Annotated in this window: 18 protein-coding genes, 1 tRNA gene and 1 pseudogene; 8 read left to right on the top strand and 12 right to left on the bottom strand. The window is 55.8% G+C overall.

Going from position 1 to position 22,606, the window contains the following annotated elements; translation table 11 throughout:
• Positions 1 to 289: 289 nt before the first annotated feature.
• From E1H13_RS17590 to E1H13_RS17575, 4 genes are all read right to left on the bottom strand, one after another.
• On the bottom strand, positions 290 to 1,456 hold the full coding sequence (locus E1H13_RS17590; protein ID WP_169615054.1) for an NDP-sugar synthase: 1,167 nt from the start codon (positions 1,454 to 1,456) through the stop codon (positions 290 to 292).
• Between the two features lie 257 nt (positions 1,457 to 1,713).
• Positions 1,714 to 2,583, bottom strand: a complete 870-nt coding sequence (locus E1H13_RS17585; RefSeq protein ID WP_169615052.1) for a segregation/condensation protein A — start codon at positions 2,581 to 2,583, stop codon at positions 1,714 to 1,716.
• Between the two features lie 30 nt (positions 2,584 to 2,613).
• Positions 2,614 to 2,979 (bottom strand): LapA family protein, encoded by a 366-nt coding sequence (locus E1H13_RS17580; RefSeq protein WP_169615050.1) that lies wholly within the window; start codon positions 2,977 to 2,979, stop codon positions 2,614 to 2,616.
• A 261-nt stretch (positions 2,980 to 3,240) separates the two neighbouring features.
• A complete protein-coding gene (locus tag E1H13_RS17575; protein WP_169615048.1) occupies positions 3,241 to 4,011 on the bottom strand; it encodes a DUF3153 domain-containing protein in 771 nt (256 codons plus the stop codon).
• A gap of 234 nt (positions 4,012 to 4,245) precedes the next feature.
• Between E1H13_RS17575 and E1H13_RS17570 the strand changes: the two genes are divergently transcribed.
• Both E1H13_RS17570 and pdeM read left to right on the top strand, forming a co-directional pair.
• Entirely contained in the window at positions 4,246 to 7,050 is a 2,805-nt protein-coding gene (locus E1H13_RS17570; RefSeq protein WP_169615046.1) for a cation-translocating P-type ATPase, read from the top strand.
• Positions 7,051 to 7,137: 87 nt separating this feature from the next.
• Positions 7,138 to 7,788 carry a ligase-associated DNA damage response endonuclease PdeM gene (pdeM, locus tag E1H13_RS17565; protein ID WP_169615044.1) on the top strand — a complete coding sequence of 217 codons (651 nt, stop codon included), beginning with the start codon at positions 7,138 to 7,140 and terminating at the stop codon, positions 7,786 to 7,788.
• A 39-nt stretch (positions 7,789 to 7,827) separates the two neighbouring features.
• On the opposite strand, the gene E1H13_RS17560 is transcribed toward pdeM, so the two are convergent.
• Complete coding sequence (locus E1H13_RS17560; RefSeq protein ID WP_169615042.1) at positions 7,828 to 8,100, bottom strand: hypothetical protein; 273 nt, start codon at positions 8,098 to 8,100, stop codon at positions 7,828 to 7,830.
• A gap of 51 nt (positions 8,101 to 8,151) precedes the next feature.
• Here E1H13_RS17560 and E1H13_RS17555 point away from each other — a divergent pair, with 51 nt between their 5' ends.
• The 6 genes from E1H13_RS17555 (at position 8,152) to E1H13_RS17530 (ending at position 14,268) form a co-directional block, all read left to right on the top strand.
• Positions 8,152 to 8,322 (top strand): chlorophyll a/b-binding protein, encoded by a 171-nt coding sequence (locus E1H13_RS17555; protein WP_169615040.1) that lies wholly within the window; start codon positions 8,152 to 8,154, stop codon positions 8,320 to 8,322.
• A gap of 201 nt (positions 8,323 to 8,523) precedes the next feature.
• Positions 8,524 to 8,793: a hypothetical protein gene (locus tag E1H13_RS17550; protein WP_169615038.1), complete on the top strand. Its 270-nt coding sequence runs from the start codon at positions 8,524 to 8,526 to the stop codon at positions 8,791 to 8,793.
• A 318-nt stretch (positions 8,794 to 9,111) separates the two neighbouring features.
• Entirely contained in the window at positions 9,112 to 9,927 is an 816-nt protein-coding gene (locus E1H13_RS17545; RefSeq protein WP_169615036.1) for an SDR family oxidoreductase, read from the top strand.
• A gap of 434 nt (positions 9,928 to 10,361) precedes the next feature.
• Positions 10,362 to 11,645 (top strand): sugar ABC transporter substrate-binding protein, encoded by a 1,284-nt coding sequence (locus E1H13_RS17540; RefSeq protein ID WP_169615034.1) that lies wholly within the window; start codon positions 10,362 to 10,364, stop codon positions 11,643 to 11,645.
• A 551-nt stretch (positions 11,646 to 12,196) separates the two neighbouring features.
• Complete coding sequence (locus E1H13_RS17535; RefSeq protein ID WP_169615032.1) at positions 12,197 to 13,537, top strand: hypothetical protein; 1,341 nt, start codon at positions 12,197 to 12,199, stop codon at positions 13,535 to 13,537.
• Positions 13,538 to 13,653: 116 nt separating this feature from the next.
• Positions 13,654 to 14,268 carry a trimeric intracellular cation channel family protein gene (locus E1H13_RS17530; RefSeq protein ID WP_169615030.1) on the top strand — a complete coding sequence of 205 codons (615 nt, stop codon included), beginning with the start codon at positions 13,654 to 13,656 and terminating at the stop codon, positions 14,266 to 14,268.
• A gap of 157 nt (positions 14,269 to 14,425) precedes the next feature.
• Here E1H13_RS17530 and E1H13_RS28320 read toward each other — a convergent pair.
• From E1H13_RS28320 to E1H13_RS17490, 7 genes and pseudogenes are all read right to left on the bottom strand, one after another.
• Positions 14,426 to 14,959, bottom strand: a pseudogene (locus E1H13_RS28320) (transposase).
• Between the two features lie 94 nt (positions 14,960 to 15,053).
• Positions 15,054 to 15,126 (bottom strand) — tRNA-Thr (locus E1H13_RS17515).
• A gap of 46 nt (positions 15,127 to 15,172) precedes the next feature.
• The gene (locus E1H13_RS17510) at positions 15,173 to 16,624 is read right to left on the bottom strand and encodes a cation:proton antiporter (protein ID WP_169615028.1); all 1,452 of its coding nucleotides are present in this window, start codon (positions 16,622 to 16,624) and stop codon (positions 15,173 to 15,175) included.
• 107 nt (positions 16,625 to 16,731) lie between these two features.
• Positions 16,732 to 17,544, bottom strand: coding sequence for a carbon-nitrogen hydrolase family protein (locus E1H13_RS17505; RefSeq protein WP_169615026.1), 813 nt, complete (start codon positions 17,542 to 17,544; stop codon positions 16,732 to 16,734).
• A gap of 140 nt (positions 17,545 to 17,684) precedes the next feature.
• Positions 17,685 to 18,491: a hypothetical protein gene (locus tag E1H13_RS17500; RefSeq protein WP_169615024.1), complete on the bottom strand. Its 807-nt coding sequence runs from the start codon at positions 18,489 to 18,491 to the stop codon at positions 17,685 to 17,687.
• A gap of 139 nt (positions 18,492 to 18,630) precedes the next feature.
• On the bottom strand, positions 18,631 to 20,268 hold the full coding sequence (locus E1H13_RS17495; protein ID WP_169615022.1) for an acetolactate synthase large subunit: 1,638 nt from the start codon (positions 20,266 to 20,268) through the stop codon (positions 18,631 to 18,633).
• 76 nt (positions 20,269 to 20,344) lie between these two features.
• Positions 20,345 to 21,736, bottom strand: a complete 1,392-nt coding sequence (locus E1H13_RS17490; protein WP_169615020.1) for an NAD-dependent succinate-semialdehyde dehydrogenase — start codon at positions 21,734 to 21,736, stop codon at positions 20,345 to 20,347.
• Positions 21,737 to 22,606: the final 870 nt, after the last annotated feature.

Below are 22,606 nucleotides of genomic sequence, written 5' to 3'. Positions count from 1 at the left end.
AGCGTCAAGTCTTGAATTTAGGGTTAACAGATGTAGAAATTTGGTAGCGCCAAAGTCCGAAATCCCCTCCTTTGCAGGCCTGCGCTGAGCGTGTCGAAGTGGGTAGGGGTGGGTCAACGCAAGCCCGAAGGAACCCACCCCGCCCTCCGGGCACCCCTCCGTGGGAGGGGACGGTAAGTCCTGCTGTGCTGAGGCAACCTCTCGAAAGGACTCATGGTTCACGGTAAGCGGTTCAAGGGGAGCCGTGTACCGCTTACCGTAGACCGTGCACCACTAGCTTGACAGACCGCTAGAGGTGCTGTTCCAGCAATTCCGCGATCGCCCGATGTTCCACCGGGGGAGCCGTGGGAAATTCCTGGCGGGTATCGGTAATCAACCAATCGAGGGCAGCGGCCTTCATGTCGATGGACGTGCCAGACTTATCTACGCAGTAACGACCGAACACCAGCTTGTCCACCAAGCGCACCCCAGGGCCAATGCGAGAGTATTCAAAAATCACACTTTTATCGACAATCGCCCCACTACAGATGGCGCAGTTGTTGCCAATGGCGCTAGGGCCGATAATCGTGGCCCCATCTTCAATGTGGGTCATGCCGCCAATGTAGACCGGCCCTTCAATATGCACCTTGTCCCAGTTGGCTTTGACGTTCAGTCCGGCATAGACCCCCGGGCGAATCTCCTGGCCAGGAATATCCACCAGGTTGACGACCCCCGTCAACACGTCTTGGATGGCCCGCCAGTAGTCAGGTACCTTACCGATATCCACCCACTCAAACTCCATGGGAATGCCATAGAAAGGAGCATTGTTAGCCACCAGCCGGGGCAGCAGGTCACCACCGATGTCAAAAGAGACCCCTGACGGAATATAGTCAAACACCTCGGGTTCAAAGATATAAATGCCAGTGTTGATTTCGGTGCTCAGGGCTTCCTCCACGGCAGGCTTTTCCTGGAAAGACTTGACCCGCCCACTGTCGTCGGTGACCACAACCCCATAGCTGGGCACCTGCTTCAGCGGCACCGTTTTGGTGATGATGGTGGCGATAGACCCCTTCGCCTTGTGGCGGCGCACCGCCTCGGTCAGATCGAGATCAATCAAGGCGTCGCCGCAGAGCACCACAAACGTATCGTCAAAGAAGGGGTAAAAGTCTTGAATTTTGCGCATGCCACCGGCAGACCCCTTGGCATCGCCCAGTAATTCGCCAGTCTCGGTAATGCGGCCCTCGAAGGAATAGGCTAGTTCTACCCCAAAACGTTGGCCGTCCCGGAAATACCCTTCGATTTCGTTGGCCAGATGACTGACGTTGACCATGATCTGGTTAAACCCATGTTGGCGCAGAAGTTCTAGCAAAAACTCCATCACCGGCTTTTGCATGATTGGAATCATGGGCTTGGGGATGGTGTAGGTAATGGGGCGCACCCGGGTACCTTTACCGGCGGCCAAGATCATGGCTTTCATAACAACACTTTCCTTAACTAAGCGATGAAGATGAGTAGAAGTAGATACAAGTTTGAATAGCGGGGTATAGCGGGGAGACCCACTGGGAGCGAGTTATCAGGGCATATAACTCGACCATGCTAGCAAGGCTAGGGCGGGATGGCTGTAGCCAGGGTCTGGACTTCAACGAGTCCTTACATTCTTTGGTGGCGGATAAATCCAGCAAGTCGGGATCGCAGGGGGTGCTTCCGCTTCAAAGCCATAGTGCTCAGTCAGGTCTAATCGGGCAGCACAAAGGAGGATAGGGGATCTTCCTCGGCGGTCAGGGGCGATCGCTTCAAGTTGCGCACCTTTAGATCACGGTAAAACTGCTCCTGGGATAGCTCAACTTTGGATTGAGCTGACAGAAACAGCAACCCCCAAAAGATGCCCACTCGCTCATGCACCTGAGCCTCGTGGTCGGTGTCAAAGTGGTGGGCGGCTTTCAGTTCTGGGGGCTGAAATTTAGGCCACTCTTGCAGCAGTTCTTCAAAGTCTAGCCACACCAGTGCCGCTTCTAATTCGTCCCAATACTGGTCGAGAAAGGTTTCTAATGCGGCAGCAATTTCAGAGAGGTTTTCCTGGTGGGCCAGTTGGGCAATGGCACGCACCGCTTGCCGCTTTGCCTGGGGGCGGGCCCGGCGCGTACGGACCCGTGGCCCCTGCTCGGCCATCACCTCCGCCATGGTTTCCAGCTGCTGGATCAGTTCTTGCAGGGTAACTTTGCGGCGCTTGGGGGGCGTCGCCACCGCCCGGCGGTGTAGGTGACGCTCTAGGTTGCGCGGCAGGGGAGCCACCTCCAGCTCTTCCATCTCCCAGGGAAGGTCTTCTTCTAGATCTGCGGCCTCAGCTTCGACTTCAGCCCGCACCATGGTGTCGGCCTTCAATAGCACCAGCATGGAGGCATAGAGAAATGCCTGGCCTGACTCGGACAGATTCGCTTCGTAGGGGGTACGTCCCTGATGGGCCAGGGATTCGGCCTGGGCTTTCAGGCTGTGCAGGAAGCGATCGATCACGTCGATTACTTTGACATCCCAGGGGTCAATTTCCCCCCGTTCAGCCATGTCGATCAAAAAGGCGATCGCAGTTTGCGCTAAAGATGACGACATAGGCAGAGCCCTCCCAGGGTAGCCTCTAGTCTACTGGGCATAAGCCCCACTGGCATCCCCATCCTCAGTTTCTCGCTGGGCCGCTGGTAGTAACAGGCTTTGTTCCTCCAGTTCTACTCGGTAGCGCTGCACATCTTCTTCCAGTTGCTGAATCCGCAGTTCCCGCTGCTGCACTTGCTTACCCACCGAAAAGTAGCCCTGTACCTGAGCCCAGACACTAAATACCCAGGCAAACACAGCGCCAATGCCCATGGCCATAATCAGCTCGACACACAGGGGGGCTTCCACATCTAGCCCCGGGGCGATGTGAATAATCACCGGCTCAGTATTTTCAATGCCGAATAGCACCAGGGCCAGGGCAATCACAAAAATGACGACAAAGTTGATCTGTTTCATAGCGTTAGGCCTTTATTTGCTAGGTCGGCGCCCTGATCATCCCCTGCAGGAAAGCGGTTCCCGAGGTGACAGCCATGGCTTAGAGGCTTCCAGCTCGCCTCTGACCCAACTTTTGGGTCAGTTCGTCCCGCTCGGCTTGGTGCAGCCTACCTAGCGGGACGGTTCAATCGCTGGGAGACTCTAGGTTTATTTAACCAGGCCAACTTTAATTTTGGCCAAAGGTTTTTAAGTCAGGCTGGTGCCATTTTATGTCAGACAATACTAAGGGCTGGGAGGTTTGGGAGGCATAGGCCGAAACCGCCTGCCATAGCGCAGGCTGTAACCCAATAGGACCAGCACGGCAATACCGAGGCCGCCCAGGGCGACAGTATTCGGTAGCCAAAAGGTCACCTCTATATGATTTTGTTGCCCAGGTTGAACCATCCAGGTGGCCCCTTGGCGGTCCAGAGTTTGAGGGGCCACAGACCCTGGCAGCACCTCCCGGATGCCCCAGGGAACCTGCAACCGAAACCGGAGATCGGCCCAGGGGGCTATCTGGCGATCGCCATCGCCATTGGCGGGCAGAGAACGGAGATCAAGGTCATAGGTTAAGTGGATACGACTGGCCAGTAGCCAATCGGTTTGCTGGATGGTTAAGGCCAACGGTAACGAGCCAAGGCCGGGTAAGGTCAGGGCGGGTTGGTCTGCAACAGCATGATCTGGGGGAGCAGGGCGATCGCCCAGCAGTTGGCTATAGCGGTTGACCAGATCGGCTGGGGTACTGAAGGGGACCGTCAGGGCGATGGTTTGGGGGGCTCGCTGCAGCTGACCGCCCAGGGGGCGAATGCGATCGCGCAAATCCTCCAGCCAGGGTTGCCATGTCGGGTTCGCCAGGGCCGCCCCCCGTTGGTTGAGGTCAATCACCTGCCTGATCTGCCCATGGTGTTGATGGTCGAAGCTCAGGGTGAGGTCGTACTGCACACAGCCACTGAGCAAGAGGACGGAGAGGAGAACAGCGAGACGGAAGAGGGGGGTGAGAGGGGGGTGGGGCATGGGGGGTGGGGAGGTGGGGTGATGGGGTGGCGGGGTGATTTCTTTATACCAGATGGGTTGGAGCTTGGTGGTGAGGGGTTGGTTAGGGCTTTACCATGAGAAATACTCAACCAAATTCAAGTCGAGATCTGGAGTTTTGCCTGTGGGAACACTCCAGATCTCAAGCTGGACTTGGTAGCGGTGAAAACCATTAAGTCTTGCAGGATTACCCCAGTTGACAAGCGATCGTTTGCCATGAAGACAACTCAGCCTCCGGAGGCTCAGCTTTGGTACTCGGCTGAGGTCGACGATGTATTGGCCCAGCTAGAGAGCGACGCCGATGGCGGCCTAAGCCGTCAAACGGTGGCTGACCGTCAAACCCTATATGGCCCCAACCAGATCGAGACCGCTGAGGGGCGGCCCCCCTGGCAGATTTTGCTGGATCAGTTCACCAATATCATGCTGTTGATGCTGATTGCGGTGGCCATGGTATCGGCGGTGTTATCCCTAAGGCACCAGGAGTTCCCTCGGGATGCGATCGCCATTTTCGCCATTGTGATTCTCAACGGTGTGTTGGGCTATCTACAAGAGAGTCGGGCCGAAAAGGCTCTGGCGGCCCTGAAGCAGTTGGCGACGCCCACCGTGCGGGTGCAGCGGGATGGACACTCTCAAGATGTGCCAGCCCAGACCTTGGTACCCGGTGACATTATCCTGCTGGGGGCTGGGGACCAGGTACCCGCCGATGGTCGTCTGGTGGAGTCGGCCAACCTACAGGTGCGGGAGTCGGCCTTAACTGGCGAAGCCCAAGGGGTGAATAAGCAAGCGCAGATGGTGCTGGACCCAGAGACCCCCCTGGCCGATCGCAAAAATCTGGTGTTCCAAGGCACTGAGGTGGTCCAGGGGCGGGGGCGGGCGGTGGTGACCCACACTGGCATGGCCACAGAACTGGGTCGCATCGCCAACCTGTTGCAGTCGGTGGAAAACGACCCTACCCCACTGCAAAAGCGGATGGACCAACTGGGCCATGTACTGGTCAGCGGATCACTGACGTTGGTGGCGATTGTGGTGGTCAGTGGGGTGGCCGTGGGGGGCTGGGCTGCCTTTGAGCGACTGCTGGAAATTGCCCTGAGTATGGCAGTGGCGGTAGTACCGGAAGGGCTGCCAGCGGTGATCACGGTTACCCTGGCCATTGGCACCCAGCGCATGGTGCGCCGCAATGCCTTAATTCGTCGGCTGCCAGCGGTAGAGACCCTGGGCTCGGTGACCACGATTTGCTCCGACAAAACCGGCACCCTGACCCAAAACAAAATGGTGGTGCAGCAGCTCCGCTCCCCTGGGCAGTCTCTGCATGTGACTGGGGAGGGCTACTGCCCCGAGGGGGAGTTTTTGCACCAGGGCCAACCCATGGCCCCCAGGCAATCCCCTGAACTCACCCTGCTGTTGCTGGTAGGGCTACTGTGTAACGATGCCGTCCTGCAAAAGGAAGCCAGCCGATGGAGCGTTTTGGGGGATCCAACGGAAGGGGCTCTGGTGGTGATGGCCTGCAAGGGAGGGCTGGATCGTGATCATCTGGGCCATACCCTGAAGCGAGTGGCCGAGTTTCCGTTTTCCTCCGAGCGCAAGCGCATGAGTGTGGTGTTGCAGGGGCTCCACCCCACGGTAAGCGATCTGGCCTTACCAACGGATCTATGCCAGGCCCCCTACTGGCTACTGACCAAAGGCTCCCCAGAGCTGCTGCTCAGGCAATGCAGCGGATATTTAGCGGGGGATCAGGTGATGGCCCTGGGAGAGAAGGCGCGATCGCAGATCCTGGCTGACAACGCCGACATGGCCTCCCGGGGACTGCGAGTCCTCGGTTTTGCCTACCGTTCCCTAGAGACAATTCCGGCTGAAACCAACCCCGACGAGGCAGAACAGGGCCTGGTGTGGTTGGGCCTGGGGGGAATGATTGACGCCCTGCGCCCCGAGGTATATCAAGCGGTGCAGCGCTGCCGCGAAGCTGGCATTCGCCCGATGATGATTACTGGAGATCACCCCCTGACCGCCCTGGCGATCGCCCAGGATTTAGGGATTGCCGATGGCCAAACCAGCGTGGTTACGGGCACCGAGCTAGAGACTATGGCCCAGGTCAGCCTAGAAACAGTAGTCAAGCAAGCGAATGTCTATGCCCGGGTTTCGCCGGAACACAAGTTGCGGATTGTGCGAGCCTTGCAAAAGCACCACCAAATCGTGGCCATGACCGGGGACGGCGTCAACGATGCCCCGGCCCTGAAACAGGCAGAAATCGGCATCGCTATGGGCATCACAGGCACCGATGTCAGCAAAGAGGCCAGCGACATGGTGCTGCTGGATGACAACTTTGCCACCATCGTCGCTGCCACCGAAGAGGGACGGGTGGTCTACACTAACATCCGCCGGTTTGTGAAATACATCCTGGGCAGCAACATCGGCGAGCTGCTGACCATTGCCCTATCGCCGCTGATTTTGCCAATTTTGGACGTGCCCCTCACCCCCCTACAAATTCTGTGGATGAATCTGGTCACCGATGGCTTCCCGGCTTTGGCCCTGGCGGTCGAGCCGGCCGAACCAGACGTGATGCATCAGCCCCCCCACGACCCCCAGGAGAGCATTTTTGCCCGGGGATTAGGCGCCTATATGGTGCGGATTGGGCTGGTGTTTACGGTGATTTCGGTGACTATGATGGTTTGGGCCTTTTACGACGCTCAGCAAAGCGGTGACCCGGAACGCTGGAAGACCATGGTGTTTACCACCCTCTGTTTGGCCCAGATGGGCCACGCGATCGCCGTGCGATCCGACACCCGCCTAACCCTCAACTTATCCCCCTGGTCCAATCCGTTTGTGCTGGCGTCGGTGCTGCTGACCTTTGTCCTACAGCTGATGCTGATTTATGTAGCTCCCCTGCGCGACTTCTTCGGCACCCACTTGATTAGTGGCGAGGAACTGCTGATTTGTATGGGCTTTAGCACCCTACTGTTTGTCTGGGTCGAGTTGGAGAAGGTGTATCGGCGCATCAGGGTAAAGGGTTCAAGAGTAAGCTAGAACGCTATCTCGCCACGCAAAGGTGGGCCGGTCATTCTATGATCACCCTTTATCGTGCTTGGCATTGCATGGGATCAGGTAAATGACGTGAAACAGTTGACGATTGATCAAGCGCGGCTGCGGTTATTGCCCGATAGGGCCATCTACCTTGAAGATCTAGGGGCACTGCTGGTGTCCGATGTGCATTTGGGTAAAGCCGAGACCTTTCAGCGCCATGGCTTTCCCGTTCCGAGTCAGGTGAATCAGGCCACTCTAGACCGCCTGCAACACCTGTGTCGTCAGGTGCAGGCCGACTCCCTCTGGATTTTGGGGGATCTGGTTCACAGTCAGGCGGGGCTCACCGATGGGGTGATTGACCAGTGGCTGCGGTTTTTGGCCGCGACCCAGGTCACGGCGCACCTAATTGTGGGCAATCACGATCGCCCCCTGAACGACAGCCTCAGCCAGCTCTCCCTCACCTGTTGGGTGGAGGCCGTGGCAATGGATACGGTGCTGTTGAGCCACGAGCCCGTTCCTAACCCCGATCAGCTCAACATCTGTGGCCACATCCATCCTTGCCTACGGCTGAATCTGGGCTGCGATCGCCTGCGCCTGCCCTGTTTTCACTGGCAAGCTGGCCAAAATCGCCTTACCCTGCCTGCCTTCGGCGAGTTTACTGGCGGCCATGACATTCGTCTAGGGCCTGGGGATGTGGCCTACGGCGTGGCTGAGGGGGAAATTGTATCCTTCTCGGGTTGATAGGGTGTTGCTCTAACGCGGATAGCTCAGGTTTCCCTGCTATCGGTAACTTCTGACCCGTTTATCAAGGCGCTGTTTGCGGATCCAACCTAAAAACTTTTGCAGTTGGGGTTCGGCCTGCAGTTGTTCTAGGGTATTTAACTCTCGGGCCAGACGCTGATTGTCGAACAGGGTGTGAATCTGCTTGTGGCAAGGATGACACAGGAGCACCGTCGCTCCAGGCTCCTGGTTGCGACGTTTTGTATATTGCTTGGGGATTAAGTGGTGCTCGGTTAGATCGGCGACGGCGCGATCGCACAGTTGACAGGGCATAGGTTAGGCTAGAACTGACGATATTCTTAGCCTAAGACCTGAAACGCAATCATGGCCAACCTCGACCCCTCTGTCACCCCAAATCTGCAGCGCCCCAAAGTCGGGTTCAACCATTATGCAGAGCGGCTCAATGGTCGAGCCGCTATGATTGGCTTTATCACCATCGTGTTGATTGAGTTGGTGACCGGTCAGGGGGTTTTGACCTGGTTGGGGTTGCGCTAGGCTAGACCCATCATGGGCCAAGACTGGTGATGAATCAGCTGATTGACCTGGGGCCAGTTGTTAATCTGGTCTGTGACCTTGGGGTACTGGCTCAGTCCTGAGTTTGCATAGAATGGCATAGAAAGTATATTGCTGCGTTCTGGGTGTTGTCCCATTCAGTCTCTGTTCAAAAAACAACCCCTACTGACAACGGCGCTGACCATGGGTGCCGTTGACGGCCTGATTGGTGCCACCGAGGGAAAAGTCTCCCTCGCCCTGCTTGGTTTGGCCCTGGCTGGTGGCGCTATTTCCCTGCGTTGGCGGCAGATTCAGCGGGCCGCCCCTAGTTTGTCGCGCCCCGCTGTGGTGCTGTACCTGCCCGATGCGATCGCCTCACCACTCACCATCTGGAGTGATGCCGAATCCGCCCCTCCTCTGCCCCCGGAAGCTCCTTCCTCGCCACTGAAGAACTCCGACCAGTCCCCTCAATGAGCGGGTAAACTAACGGACCACCGTTCGAAGCCAGGTTGCCTAAATCGCGATCGCCCCTTTGTTAGCCTCCATTTGGGACCCCACCGTCCTGGGTGCAGGAGGAGTGCCCGGCGGGTGAGATGGGTCCCAGCAACCTGCAATGGTATACCCCCTGCCCTCAGATCTCTGGCCCCTGCCCTCAGATCTCTGGGCAGAGTTATAGTGTCCAACAGAGAATGAATTTCGTTACTTTAAGTTGGGGGCACGGTTGAATTCGGCCCACCCAGTCCAGACTTATGTTCAAGCACAAAACAACCAGCACAAAGCAATCAGTCGGGTATGAAAAAACCAATTTTAATTACCGGGGCGTCCAGTGGCATCGGCTATGAACTCGCTAAGGTTTGCGCTGCCCACGGCCATGATCTGATTTTGGTAGCCCGGCGGGAAGAGCCGATGAAAGCCCTGAAAGCTCAGCTGGAATCAGCTCCCCCCCCGGTGCAAGTGCTGACCTACCGAGCCGACCTCACCTGCGCCGCCACTCGTCAGCAATTGTTTGACTGGACTCAGACTCAAACCCAGGGGAAGCCTCTCTATGGGTTGATTAACAATGCCGGGTTTGGCGATCTATCGGAATTTGCCAAAGCCGACTGGGACAAAATCGATGCCATGTTACAGCTCAACATCGTGGCCCTGACCCACCTGACCCGGCTATATTTACCCGGCCTGATCGAACAACAGCAGGGCCGCATTATGAATGTGGCCTCCACCGCCGCGTTTTTGCCCGGTACCTACATGGCCGTATACTACGCCTCTAAAGCCTACGTTCTCTCATTCACCGAAGCCTTGGCCACAGAACTAAAAGACACTGGGGTGACCGCCACCACCCTCTGCCCTGGTCCCACCTACTCCGAGTTTCAAGACCGAGCGAACTTGGGAGACATTCCCTGGTTTAATGACAGCACACTGCCCACGGCCGCAGATGTGGCCACTTTTGGCTACAGCGCCATGGAAAAGGGGCAACGTACAGCCGTGCATGGTACCCCTAACAAAGTCCTAACCTTTGCCACTCGGTTGCTGCCCCGCAAGCAGCTGGCCAACATTATCGGTCAGATGCAGAAGGATGGCCTGGACACTAAAATCACCTCTGAGGCCTAAGCGCCATACCCTGCCAGGGCGGACACACAGGTCCGCCCCTACGCATCTGAAAAACGAAAACCCTCTCTCTTATCTTCTGCTGCGCACGGGCTACGCCCTACCTTCTTCCTACTTCCTACTTCCTACTTCGTTCTTCCTTGCTTTCCCTATCTCCCCTTCCTTGGTCGGTGCATTGCGGCCCCAGGTTGACCACCAAGGCCCAGACCCTGACCGCTAATGCACCCTACGATTTCAATCCAAAATCCAAAATCCAAAACCACCCCACTCTGCATCTCCACCTCCCCATCTCCCCCATCCTCCCCACTCCCCACTCCCCACAGCCACCCCCCAACCGCTAAAATGCCTTTCATTCCCTATCGGTGTTCCCCTGCCCTGGTCAATCACCCGCAGGAATAGATAGGGGGCAGCGGTATCTAAGGTTGAAACACACACTGATGAAACAAGGTTCCTGGACACGATTTGGGCTACTGACCCTGGTGGGGTTGCTGTTGAGCTGGCTGGTGGCCTGTGGTGATGGGCAACCGGGTCCCTCTACCCAGGACGGTCGCCAGGAAATCGAGTTCTGGACCATGCAGCTACAGCCCGACTTTACAGACTATTTCAATGACTTGATTGCTGAGTATGAGGCTGAGCACCCCGACCAATCAGTGCGTTGGGTGGATGTGCCCTGGGGCGACATGCAGAGCAAAATTTTGACGGCGGTGGCAGCAGGTACAGCCCCAGATGTGGTCAACCTGAATCCTGATTTTGCCGCCCAGTTGGCTGGGCGCAACGCCTGGCTACCGCTGAATGACTACATCAGCGACATCGACCAACAGGTCTATTTGCCCAACATTTGGCAGGCTAATACCCTCAATGGTCAGAGCTTTGGTCTGCCCTGGTACCTGACCACCAATATCATCTTCTATAACCAGGACTTGTTAGGGGCAGCTGAGGTTGACCCCCCGACCACCTTTGAGGAACTGGCGCAGGTCGCCCGCCAGGTGAAAGAGGCTACGGGTAAATACGCCTACTTCACCACCTTTGTGCCCGAGGATGCGGCTGATGTGCTGCAATCCTTTGTGCAAATGGGGGTCGATCTGGTGGATGATCAGGGGCAAGCGGCCTTTAATACTCCGGAAGGACAGGCAGTTTTCCAGTACTGGACCGATCTTTACCAGCAGGACCTTCTACCCAGGGAGGTGCTCACCCAAGGACATCGTCGGGCCATTGAACTGTTCCAGGCAGGCGAAGTAGCGTTGCTCTCCATTGGGGCAGAATTTTTCCCGACCATTGAGACCAATGCTCCAGATATTGCCCAGGTCACCCGCAGTGCCCCTCAAATTACCGGGGAAACAGGCAAGAAAAATGTAGCCGTGATGAACTTAGTGATACCTGCGGCCACGGATATTCCAGAGGCTGCCGTAGACTTCGCCCTGTTTGTGACCAATGATGTGAACCAACTGGCCTTTGCCCAATCTGCCAATGTGCTGCCCTCTACGGCTGCCGCCCTGGCAGATGACTACTTTGAGGCTGACGAGAATGCCGCCGGGGGAGTAGAACTGGCCCGATCAATCAGTGCCAGTCAAATGAACCAGGCAGAGGTGCTGATTCCAGCCATGGATGACATTAACCTGTTGCAGGGGATCGTTTATGACAACTTGCAGGCCGCTATGCTAGGGCAGAAAACCGTGGAACAGGCGATCGCAGACGCCGCCGCCGAGTGGGATGGGCGCTAAGGGGCGATCGCCTCATCGCCAGGGGTTACTGGAAATGGTATTTGCCATCAGACTAGCGGCCCCTGGCTTTATCTTGTACTTATATATCGAATTATCAGTAATCTTGAACCCAATCCAAGGGGTAATTTGAACCGTTAAAGCCCGTGACGTCAGTATTTCCGCTGATATGACCTGACCACCTAGCCATTTGGACGATTGATGTGTCCTATGCCACATTAAGTTATCGATGCATGACCATGGAACTGCTTTATCTAACCTGATCTGGCTTGCCTATTTTGACTGGTCTGATCTGACTTGTCTGATCTGATTTGACTGCTAAATCCCCACATTTTTTGGCCTAATTCCGCTCTAAAGGAATTAGGGAGTGGGTGTGGTGCCTACCTGCGATCGCCTCTTCTTTCTCACTTGCACTTGATAGCAAGTCGGGACTCGCTAAGGAAGGGAAATGTCGTTGGCTCCCCACAGGGTGGGGGAGCAAGATTTGATCAGTCAATCAACTGTTTAGCGGTGGTCAGGATTTTTAATGCTTAAACTGTTTACGGAGAGATGACATGGCACTTCGTCATTCGCAACGGCTAGCGGTTATGGTGCTGCTTGCTGGAATGCTCGGTATAGCCCCAAGGCCAGTGGCCGCCACAGACGCCAATACACCCAGGGTAGCCGCCGCAAACCCTGATGCCACGGGAAATATTAACGATCAATTTGCTCAAGTGGCAACCATGATCCCCGATTTCGGCGGCTTCTTTTTTGATCGTAGAGGAAATTTACAGGTTTATTTACTCGACCCAGAACCTGGGCGGGGCAGAGAGGTACAAGCCGCCCTCACCCGCATTTTTGGTGATGACCTATTCACCCGGGGTACTGTCGATCGTCGGGCTGCAGAGCAAGGAACACCGCAGCGTTCAAGGGTGCAGCTCAGGCAAGCAGACTATACCATTGAGCAACTTCTGACCTGGTTTAGGGAAATTGAGCCGGTGCTCGATCTGGAGGGGGTCTGGTTTATCGATCTGGATGAGCAAAGAAACCGATTGACGGTGGGGATCGATCGCAGCACCAGTGAGCGAGAAATCCAAGCACTACTACAAGACAGACTACGGGTGCCAGTGGAGGCTGTGAATATTAAGCCAACCGAACCGATTCGGTTGGCTAGTCATACCCTAACCAGTCCACGGTTACGCCCCACCCAGGGCGGCATTCGCGTTAGAAGTCAAGCCGGCACATGCACCTTCGGCTTTAATGCCAACCGAGCTGGGGTGAGGGGGTTCCTCACTAACTCCCACTGCACAGCCACCCAAGGTCAAATGACCGGCACTAACTTTTTTAATCACACGACAACGACGAATAATTTGCTGGGCAGTGAAACCGTCGACCCAACCTATTGGGCTTGTGGTGGATTTCTAGGATTTGGCCAGCGCTCTTGCCGCTGGAGTGATAGCGCTTTTGTCCGCTATAACCAGGGGGTAACCAGTGACCTTGGCCAGATAGTTCGCACCACCAGTTGGGCCGCTCCGGGCCAAGGCCAGGGGTCTTTAACCATTAACCACAACAACGCCTCCATGAGGATTGCCAACACGGTCTCATTTCCGATCGGCGGGGAAATGGTCGACAAAATGGGACAAACGACAGGGTGGACCTACGGGTTTGTAAACCGCACCTGCATGACCGCCAATGTCAGTACAGAATGGACGGTAGATGGACGGCCCATCCGTTTCCAATGCCAGGATCGGGCAAACTACTTTGGGGATAGTGGGGATAGTGGTTCTCCGGTTTTCGTTTGGTATGGAAATACCGTGCACCTGATGGGCATCCATTGGGGTGGATCTAGCAGCCACAGTATGTTTAGCGCTCTCTGGAATATTCAGGCGGACCTAGGCAACATCACCACCCGCTAAAGGGTAGACATGCACTGCCATAGTGACACTTTATATCAAACCATCGGTTATGGGACTAGGGGAACAGGCTACGATGGATCTCGACCATCGTGTCTAACCATCCATGAAGGCGGCCTATGGAATATTTCCTCGCCCAAGTAGGCATTGCCGTATTTGCGGTTTCAGGAGTGCTATCGGCGGTGCGGCAGCGGTTAGACATTTTCAGCATTGTGGTAGTGGGTCTGCTGACCGCCATTGGCGGCGGCACCCTGCGCGATCTGATTTTAAATGTGCCGGTCTTTTGGATTGAGGATTTGACCGGTTTTTGGGTGGCGGTTGGCGCCTCATTTATGACCTTTGTGGGTATTCGCTTCATTCTGAAGCTACCCCTGCGCCTGTTGGCCTATTTGGATGCCGTTGGCATCGCCCTCTTTTCCGTGCAGGCCATCGATAAAACCCTGGCCCTAGGACATCCAGCGGCGGTAGCCATCGTCATGGGCCTGATTACCAGCATTGCCGGGGGGATTGCCCGAGACGTGGTCACCCATCGGCCGACCATGCTGTTATCCCGGGAGCTTTATGCCACCCCAATTTTACTGGGGGCTATGCTCTATGTCCTGTTGTCGCCGTACCCAGGCAGTCGCCCGGTGGCCATGGCCGCCATTTTTACCATTCGGGCGGCCGCTATTCGATGGCAACTATTTTTACCCCTGCGGCTCACCCTCCAGGTGGACATAGACGATACTCCCTAAGTTCGCCAAGTCAGCACTCCCTACCGCTCCCATCCTGGCTAAGACCGGCTCGATCTGCCATAGAGTAACGAGTGCGTATTTGCATAACTTCGGGCTCTTGGCCGCTTTTGGTAATGCTCAAAACTAGCTCCCTTAGCAGTCCTCAAATTACAGCCGTTTAGCTAGTCAAAATGAACCGCTTCTCCAGCAACTCCAAGTTGGCTCGCCCAAACATTTGTCGTTTCAGCATTTTAAGTCGATTATTCTGCCCTTCAACCGGTCCGTTGCTAACCGCTAACGTCATCCCAGCTTTGACCGCGTCATAATCCTCCTCTAGCCCTTTGGCAAAACTTTGAAATGCTTTGATTGAGCTGGTTTTAGCGGTCTGTAGCCAATCATCCAACTAACTGGGAAGCCGTTGCCGAACCAGGTCAATAAAGCTCAGAGCCAGGGTGACGGCTCCAGATAATTCAGGCTGCTGAGCCAGTCGCTCTATCAACGTGTCTTCTTCGGTCGTTCGGGTTTCGGTTCGCTGCAAGATCAACCATGCGGCTTGTTGAGCACTCATGCAAATGCGCAACTTGTCGGAGACGTACTTCATAAACAGCAGGGTCAGCACATAGTCTTTGTACTGGCTGGCATCCATGCCGCCGCGCAGTTCGTCGCATCTGGCCCACAGGGAGCTATAGAGAGCAGTCTTCTTAACGGCCATGGAGCATCTTATTTAAGCGTTTATATCGGATGAAGGTGGGTAACTGAAGACAGCAAAGCCCCTGAAAAACTTGATGCTCCAGGGGCTTTAGGAAAGCTGGTGACAAGACTCGAACTTGCGACCGGCTGATTACAAATCAGCTGCTCTACCAACTGAGCTACACCAGCAAAAGCATACTCAGTATAGCAACGTTCTTGCCTTACTTCACAGGGTTTAAGACGCCCCAGGCGAGGATTCCACCTCCTCTGGGGTCTCCATTTCAGGGGGCGTAGCCAGCGGGGGTGCCACCGACTCATCCTGATCAAAGACAACCCGCAGCAACGGTGGCGCCAGAAACGTGGTGAAGATCACCATCACAATAATGGCCGCATCCAGGGATTCACTCAGCACACCACTGGCCGCGCCTACCCCGGCGAACACCAGCCCGACTTCACCCCGAGGAATCATCCCTACCCCGACGGCTAAGCGGTTGGTACCCGGTTGACCAAATATGGCGAATCCAGCAATTACTTTACCAATAATGGCCACTACTACTAAAAAGGAAGCAATCACCAACCCAGCCCGGTTGGCTGGATCTAGGGGATTCAGCACGCTCAAATCGGTGCGGGCACCGACGGTAATGAAGAAAACTGGCACAAGGATATCGGCGATCGGGCTGATTTGCGCTTCGATCTCCTTATGCTTCGAGGTTTCAGCCAGAATTAACCCCGCCGCAAAGGCCCCTAAGATGGCCTCTAGTTGAATGGCGGCTGCGATGTAGGCCAGTAAAAAGGCAAAAATCAGGGCGCTGATGATCACCTGGCCTCGGGTCTGCATGCGATCGACAATAGCCACAAAGTAAGGGCTGAGTAGTCGACCAATAAAAATGGACCCGACTAAAAAGGCGGCGGCACCGGCTACCAAATAGACCACATTGAGAATTTCAATTTCACCGGTTTTAGCCAGACTAGCCACCACCGCTAGCACAATGATGCCGAGCACATCATCAAGGACGGCGGCCCCAATAATAATTTGACCCTCTTTAGAGCTGAGCTTTTGCATTTCTGCCAGCACCTTAGCCGTAATCCCAATGCTGGTGGCGGTTAGGGCGGCCCCGGCAAAGACCGCTGGAATCGTGCCGATGCCAAACAGGGCAATCAGACCAATGGTGCCCGCAGCAAAGGGGGCAACGACCCCAATGATGGCGACAACCGCCGCCTGGGGACCCACCCGAATCAGCTCCTTTAGATCCGATTCCAGGCCAATCTCGAACAGCAGGATGATTACCCCTAGCTCTGCCAGGACCGAAATTACCTCACTTTCCCCTTGAAACACTCGCAGCAACGCCTCGGGACTGAGGCTGGTGGTCATATCCACCAATTGCATCAGCACCGACTGAACTTCGCCCCCACCTTCAGGAAAGACGATGAGATGAAAGGCGGATACCCCAACCACAACGCCGCCAATCAGTTCCCCTAGCACAGCTGGTAAATTAATCCGAGCACACAGCTCGCCGCCAATTTTGGCTGCCAGGTAAATCACAATCAGGCTGAGCAATACGCTGGCTAATATCACCGGCTCAACTTCAGCTTCGGAAACCTCAGCCAGCCAGGGCGAGGTATTCACCCCCCCCTGAGGCAAAACCATTGGGCTACTGCCGATCAGGGCGCTCATCCAGTCAACCATGCCAACCGCTACAACTCGTCCTATACAATCTACATGAGATTACTCTCTCTGTAGAGTTCAGGATGATCGGTTAAAAAGAAAAGATCGTTATACCCAGGGTAGGAGCGCTACAAAAACATTCGATGGGCTAAGGATGGCATTTGGCGTCTGACCTGGGCTAGGCGATTCGGGTTAATTTCGGCGATCGCGACTCCTTTGTCCACCCCGGCATCGGCGAGCACCATACCCCAAGGGTCAATAATCATGGCATGACCGTGGGACTGTCGCCGGGCATTATGGAAGCCGGTTTGGGCTGGGGCAATCACGTAGCAGGTATTTTCGATGGCGCGAGCTTGCAATAGCACCTGCCAATGATCTTTACCGGTAAATTCGGTAAAGGCTGCGGGGACCACCAACACCTCTGCCCCCTGCTGGGATAAATGGCGATACAGCTCTGGAAACCGCACGTCGTAGCAGACCGACAGGCCCAACATGCCAAAGTGTTTTGAGGGAAATACACCCGGCAGCAGATGCCCAGAAATGACTGTGCCAGATTCCTGGTAAGTATTGCCGTCGGGCAAATTGACATCAAATAAATGCACCTTCTCGTAGCGCAATAGCTCCTGGCCATCGGGGGAGACCAGCAGGGCGGTGTTAAAGACCTTGCCTTCTTTGGCGGGCACTGGATACCCGCCCCCGATCACGGTCACCTGGTAGCGCTGGGCCATCGTTTTGAGGAATGCCTCACTGGCCTGGTAGATGGTTTCCGCCTGGGCAATTTTGGCCTCTTCATCGCCTAAAAACGAGAAGTTCTCGGGTAGCGTCACTAGTTCTGCCCCCTGGCGCACGGCCAGATCAATCAGCTCTTCCGCTTGGGCCAAATTATGGTTAAGGTCTGGCACGCTAGTCATTTGTAAGGCGGCTGCCCGGTAGGCTCTCATAGATCAATCAACTGGAAGAATGGATTAACAAGTTCTAAACCCAGGTCAGCCTAACCAGCGGTTCTAGCTAACCTAGACATAGACTCTCAATTTTATGCGCTTAAGGGATCTTGTTGTTAGCCCGGTAGCGGCTAGCCTACCTAGTTCGGTATCTCTACGGAAACTAGGACTGTTTTTGTACGAGGTTCAGTACTGAAGGTCACCTGCTGGGTGCCATGGACGGCGATCGCGGTAGGTTGAGGGGCACCTTCTAAAGTTTGGAGACGATCGGCCAGAACTCTTGCCCCTGGAACTTCCCCAGGCATAATCACGGTCAAGAAATGATGGGCATAGACTACGCCTGCCATAGATACCCCTTGCTCGGTCAGGGCCTGAGGCAAAGCCAACGTCGCCCGAGTCAGAGTATCAGCCGGACCTACCAATTCTAGGGACGCTAACCCGTCTAAGGATTTTCCGACCACCACCTGGTGCGGACCTTGGGTCCGGGCTGAGGCAAACGTAAACTCCATCGGCCCATCGGCAAATAAGCGTTGTACCGCTTCCCGACCCAGGGGCACCGCCGTAGGTGCTGCTGGCGCTTCTGCTTTGCGAGCCTCTGCCGCCTCGAAGTTAGCCAGATATTCCTGCATCTTTTCCTGGGCTTTTGGGTAGTTCTCCGCCTCAGGTGGCATCGCCTTGAGGCTGACCACCGCCGCCAACCACAGGTCCCCCACCTGTTGCCAGTCCTCAGCAGTGTGGGCTGTTTGAGCAGCGACAGCGGCCTGCCAACCCAGGTCCATGGCCTGTTGCCAGGGGTCTGTGGCCCCTGGTCCGGTTACGTCTATCCCCGAGGATACCTCAGAGCCAAGCTGGGGCTGGGGTAAATGGGCGATCGCCACCAAACCCAGGGCCACCAACCCTACCCCGCCTATGCTCCACAGCAAGGGAGATGTCTTGAGATGATGCACCAGCCAAACCTCCACCGATCACAGCATAATTGCTATAGTTTTCAGCAGTAGCCGGGGCTGAACCGGGAACTTTTTAGCCAGGTTTTGGGGGGTAGGGATGAGGGGTAGGAATAGCCAGTTACCCATTCCCCGACATCGCCTACATCAAACAGGTCAAGTCTCCGGTTTTTTGACTAAACAGCAGGTTCTCCCGATAGTCCACCGGGCAGTCAATCACCGCCGGTACATTGTCCTCTAGGGCCGTTTTCAGGGTGGGAATAAAGTCTTCCGTCGATTCAATCCGATACCCCTTCAGCCCCATGGCTTCGGCCAGCTTCACAAAGTCGGGATTGCTGAAATGGATGTAGGTGGATTCGCCATATTGGTTGATTTGCTTCCACTCAATCAACCCGTAACCGCCGTCATTAAAGATGATGGTGACGAAGGGGGTACCCACCCGCAGGGCCGTCTCCAGCTCTTGGCAGTTCATCATAAAACCACCATCGCCGGTCACGGCCACCACCTTGCGGCTGGGGTGTACTAGTTTGGCCGCCAAGGCCCCTGGCAGCGCAATCCCCATGGCTGCAAACCCGTTGGAAATCAGGCAAGTATTGGGGCGCAAGCAATGGTAGTTGCGGGCCATCCACATTTTGTGGGCCCCCACATCCGAAATCACAATGTCTTCTGGACCCAGTACCTGGCGCAGGTCGTAAATCAGCTTTTGGGGCTTAATCGGAAAGCCATAGTCGCCAGCGTACTGATCATAATCAGCCCGAATGTCATCCCGCACCTTAGTAAGAGTAGATTCGGGCCGCCCTGCGCGTTTCACCCGCTTCAGGATTTCCTCTAAGGCATCAGAAATATCGCCAATCACCTCCACCTTAGGAATGTAGCTGCTGTCGATTTCAGCGTGGGTCAAGTTGATATGGAGGATGGGCAAGTTACCATCTGGGTTCCAGCGTTTGGGGGAATATTCCACCAGGTCGTACCCTACCGCAATGATTAAATCCGCCTGCTCCATGGCACAGCTAATGTAGTCTCGCTGCTGCAAACCCAGGGTCCATAGGGCCAGGGGGTGAGTATAGGGAATCACCCCTTTGCCCATAAAGGTGTTCGTCACCGGAATGTCGAGTTTGGTGGCAAATTCGGTGAGGGCTTCGCTGGCTCTGGCCCGAATTGCCCCATTGCCCACCAAAATCATCGGGTTACTGGCTTGGGAAATGGCCACCGCTGCCTGCTGAATGCTCTGCATGGAGGCATAGGTCTTTTCTTGGCTGTCTTTGCGCAGGCAGGTACCGGCCACCTCCATTTCGGCAATGTTTTCCGGCAGGTCAATGTGTACGGCTCCCGGCTTTTCCGATTGGGCCAGCTTAAAGGCTTTGCGCACAATTTCTGGGGTGTTACTGGGGCGCACAATCTGGGCGTTCCATTTAGTGACAGGGGAAAACATCGACACCAGATCCAGGTACTGGTGAGATTCAATGTGCATGCGATCGGTGCCCACCTGACCGGTAATGGCCACCAGGGGAGCCCGATCGAGGGTGGCGTCGGCCACGCCAGTCATTAAGTTGGTGGCCCCTGGCCCCAGGGTAGATAGGCAGACCCCCGCCTTGCCGGTCAGCCGACCATAGACATCGGCCATAAAGGCGGCCCCCTGCTCGTGGCGGGTGGTAATAAATTGGATGGAAGAACGTTTTAGGGCCTGTAGTAGTTGTAGGTTTTCTTCTCCGGGTAAACCAAAGATGTATTCAACCCCTTCGTTTTCCAGACACTGGACAAGCAATTCAGCGGTATTCATGGCAGTAGGGTACAGGTGTGATTTAGGTAATGTGGACAGATGGGTAACTGGGACGGACTCGGAGAACGGGACAGGGTTACTTAACCCAGACGGTTTTAACGTTGACGAATTCATACATACCCTGAATTCCCAACTCCCTGCCATAGCCAGACCGCTTGATGCCGCCAAAGGGTAGGCGGGGGTCTGATTTGACCAGGCCATTAATAAACACGGCACCCGCGTCCAGTTCGGTGATTAGGCGGTCTTGCTCGGTGGGGTCTTGGCTCCAGCCGCTGGCCCCCAACCCCAGGGGAGTGCTGTTAGCCACCTGGATGGCGTGATCCAGGCTGGTGACCTGAAATACAAGGGCCACAGGGCCAAAGAACTCGTCTTGATCGGCGGGGGTGCCGGGGGGAATTTGGGTCAAGATGGTGGGTGGAAACCAGTTGCCCTGACGCAGTTCAGCCGGTAACTGGGCCTTTAGGGCGGCCACATCCCCGCCAATTAGGGCGGTGGCACCCTGGGCCAGGCAGGCGTTGACTTGGGCTTCCAGTTCGGTGCAGATGCTGGGGGTGGCTAAGGGGCCAACGGTGACCCCCGCTTGCAGCGGGTCACCGACTACTAGGGCGGCAAATTTCTCTCGCAGCCCCGCTTCAAACCGGTCAGCGATCGATTCGTGCACAATAAACCGCTTGGCGGCAATGCAGGACTGGCCGTTGTTCAGCATCCGGGCGGTAGCCGCTGTAGCGATCGCGGCCTCTAGATCGGCACTGGGCATGACCACAAAGGGATCGGTACCCCCCAGTTCTAGCACGGTCTTTTTAATTTGCCGACCACAGGCGGCGGCCAAACTGGCTCCAGCAGGCTCGCTGCCGGTTAGGGTGGCGGCTTTAATCCGGTCATCGGCTACTAGGTCTGCAATCCGACTGGCGCCAATCAGTAAGGTCTGGAAAGCCCCCTGGGGCAGGCCTGCTTTGCGGAAAATGTCTTCGATGGCCAGGGCGCACTGGGGCACATTCGAGGCATGCTTCAGTAGGCCCACATTGCCCGCCATCAGGGCCGGGGCCGCAAACCGAAACACTTGCCAAAAGGGAAAGTTCCAGGGCATCACCGCCAAAATTACCCCCAAGGGTTGGTAGCGCACAAAGCTGCGGCTGGCGTCGGTGGTGACGGGTACATCAGCTAAAAACTCGGCCCCATGGTCGGCATAGAAGCGGCAGACCCAGGCACTTTTTTCTACCTCAGCGATCGCCCCGGCTAGGGGCTTCCCCATTTCCAGGGTCATTAGCTGGGCATAGGCCTGCTTATTTTGCTCCAACACATCAGCGGCTTGCCTTAGCCAACTGGCCCGCTGGGCAAAACTGGTCCAACGATAATCGCCAAAGGTGGCGGCGGCCTGGGCCAGTTTTTGCTCTAGGACCTCCTCTGTTAGTGCTTCGAACTCCTGTAGTGTCAGCCCTGTGGCTGGATTAATACTTGCAATTCCCATGATTTGACCTCCTATTCAGCCGGTTGAGGTCATCCGCCTTGGGACTCAATTGTTCCGGACCAAACCATGGTGACGATGATGACCAGCGAAGTACCTGGGGACCAGGGTCTGGTCAGTGAACTGGGTCAGGAAACTGGGGCAGTCCACTGACCACCACGGGGCATGCCGACATCGTCCGGCTATATCGGAACAAATTCGTCTTTGGCCGTCAACCCCTACACTGTCACGTTTAAACTGTCACGTTCTATCTCTATCTACAACTGTGCCTTGCAGCACAAAAATCCCCACACCCATCGTATACTTCCTGCACAAAAGGTAGTGTTACGTAACGATGACTCAGGCCCCCTGGTTTAGCCCGAAATTCCCCCAGTTGGGGCCTCGGGTACGGGGCTCAATCAGGCCTGACACAAGCCCTTGAGCCCCAGCTTAGAGATCTGGGGTCACCGATAAACTTAAGAATTTCTGGTGTCTCTGGCCTTGCCTAGAACGCTGGTACAAATCCCAGGGGTCTGCCCTGGGGTGCCCCGAAATTGATACTCAGCCTAGAACCCTCCTAAGAAACACGGCTCCGATCGTAGGGTGGGCTCTGCCCACCAGCCCCAAGCCCCAAGAAACGCCCTCACCGGGTTTCTTCCTGCTCTATCGAAGGGCACCGCCGTTAGTCAACCGCTGGGAACTTGATCAATACTGTTCGGATAAGGTTCAGGTTGGTATTAGGATCGAGAAATTAAGTTGGGGTCGAACCGTTCCCCTCCCCCGATGGGAGGGTTTTCGGGCGGGGAATTTTGCCCGAGGCTTTTTCACGACCCGTGGATTACTGCGCCCCGCTCGGGGCGGAATGCGTTGTTCTGCCAACTCCGTCATGAGCCA

It is taken from the genome of Nodosilinea sp. P-1105, from assembly GCF_012911975.1.
In the GTDB taxonomy this organism is placed as follows: Bacteria; Cyanobacteriota; Cyanobacteriia; order Phormidesmidales; family Phormidesmidaceae; genus Nodosilinea.
The sequence above is the reverse complement of the archived record's forward strand: the minus strand, read 5'-3'. Positions and strand labels throughout refer to the sequence as shown.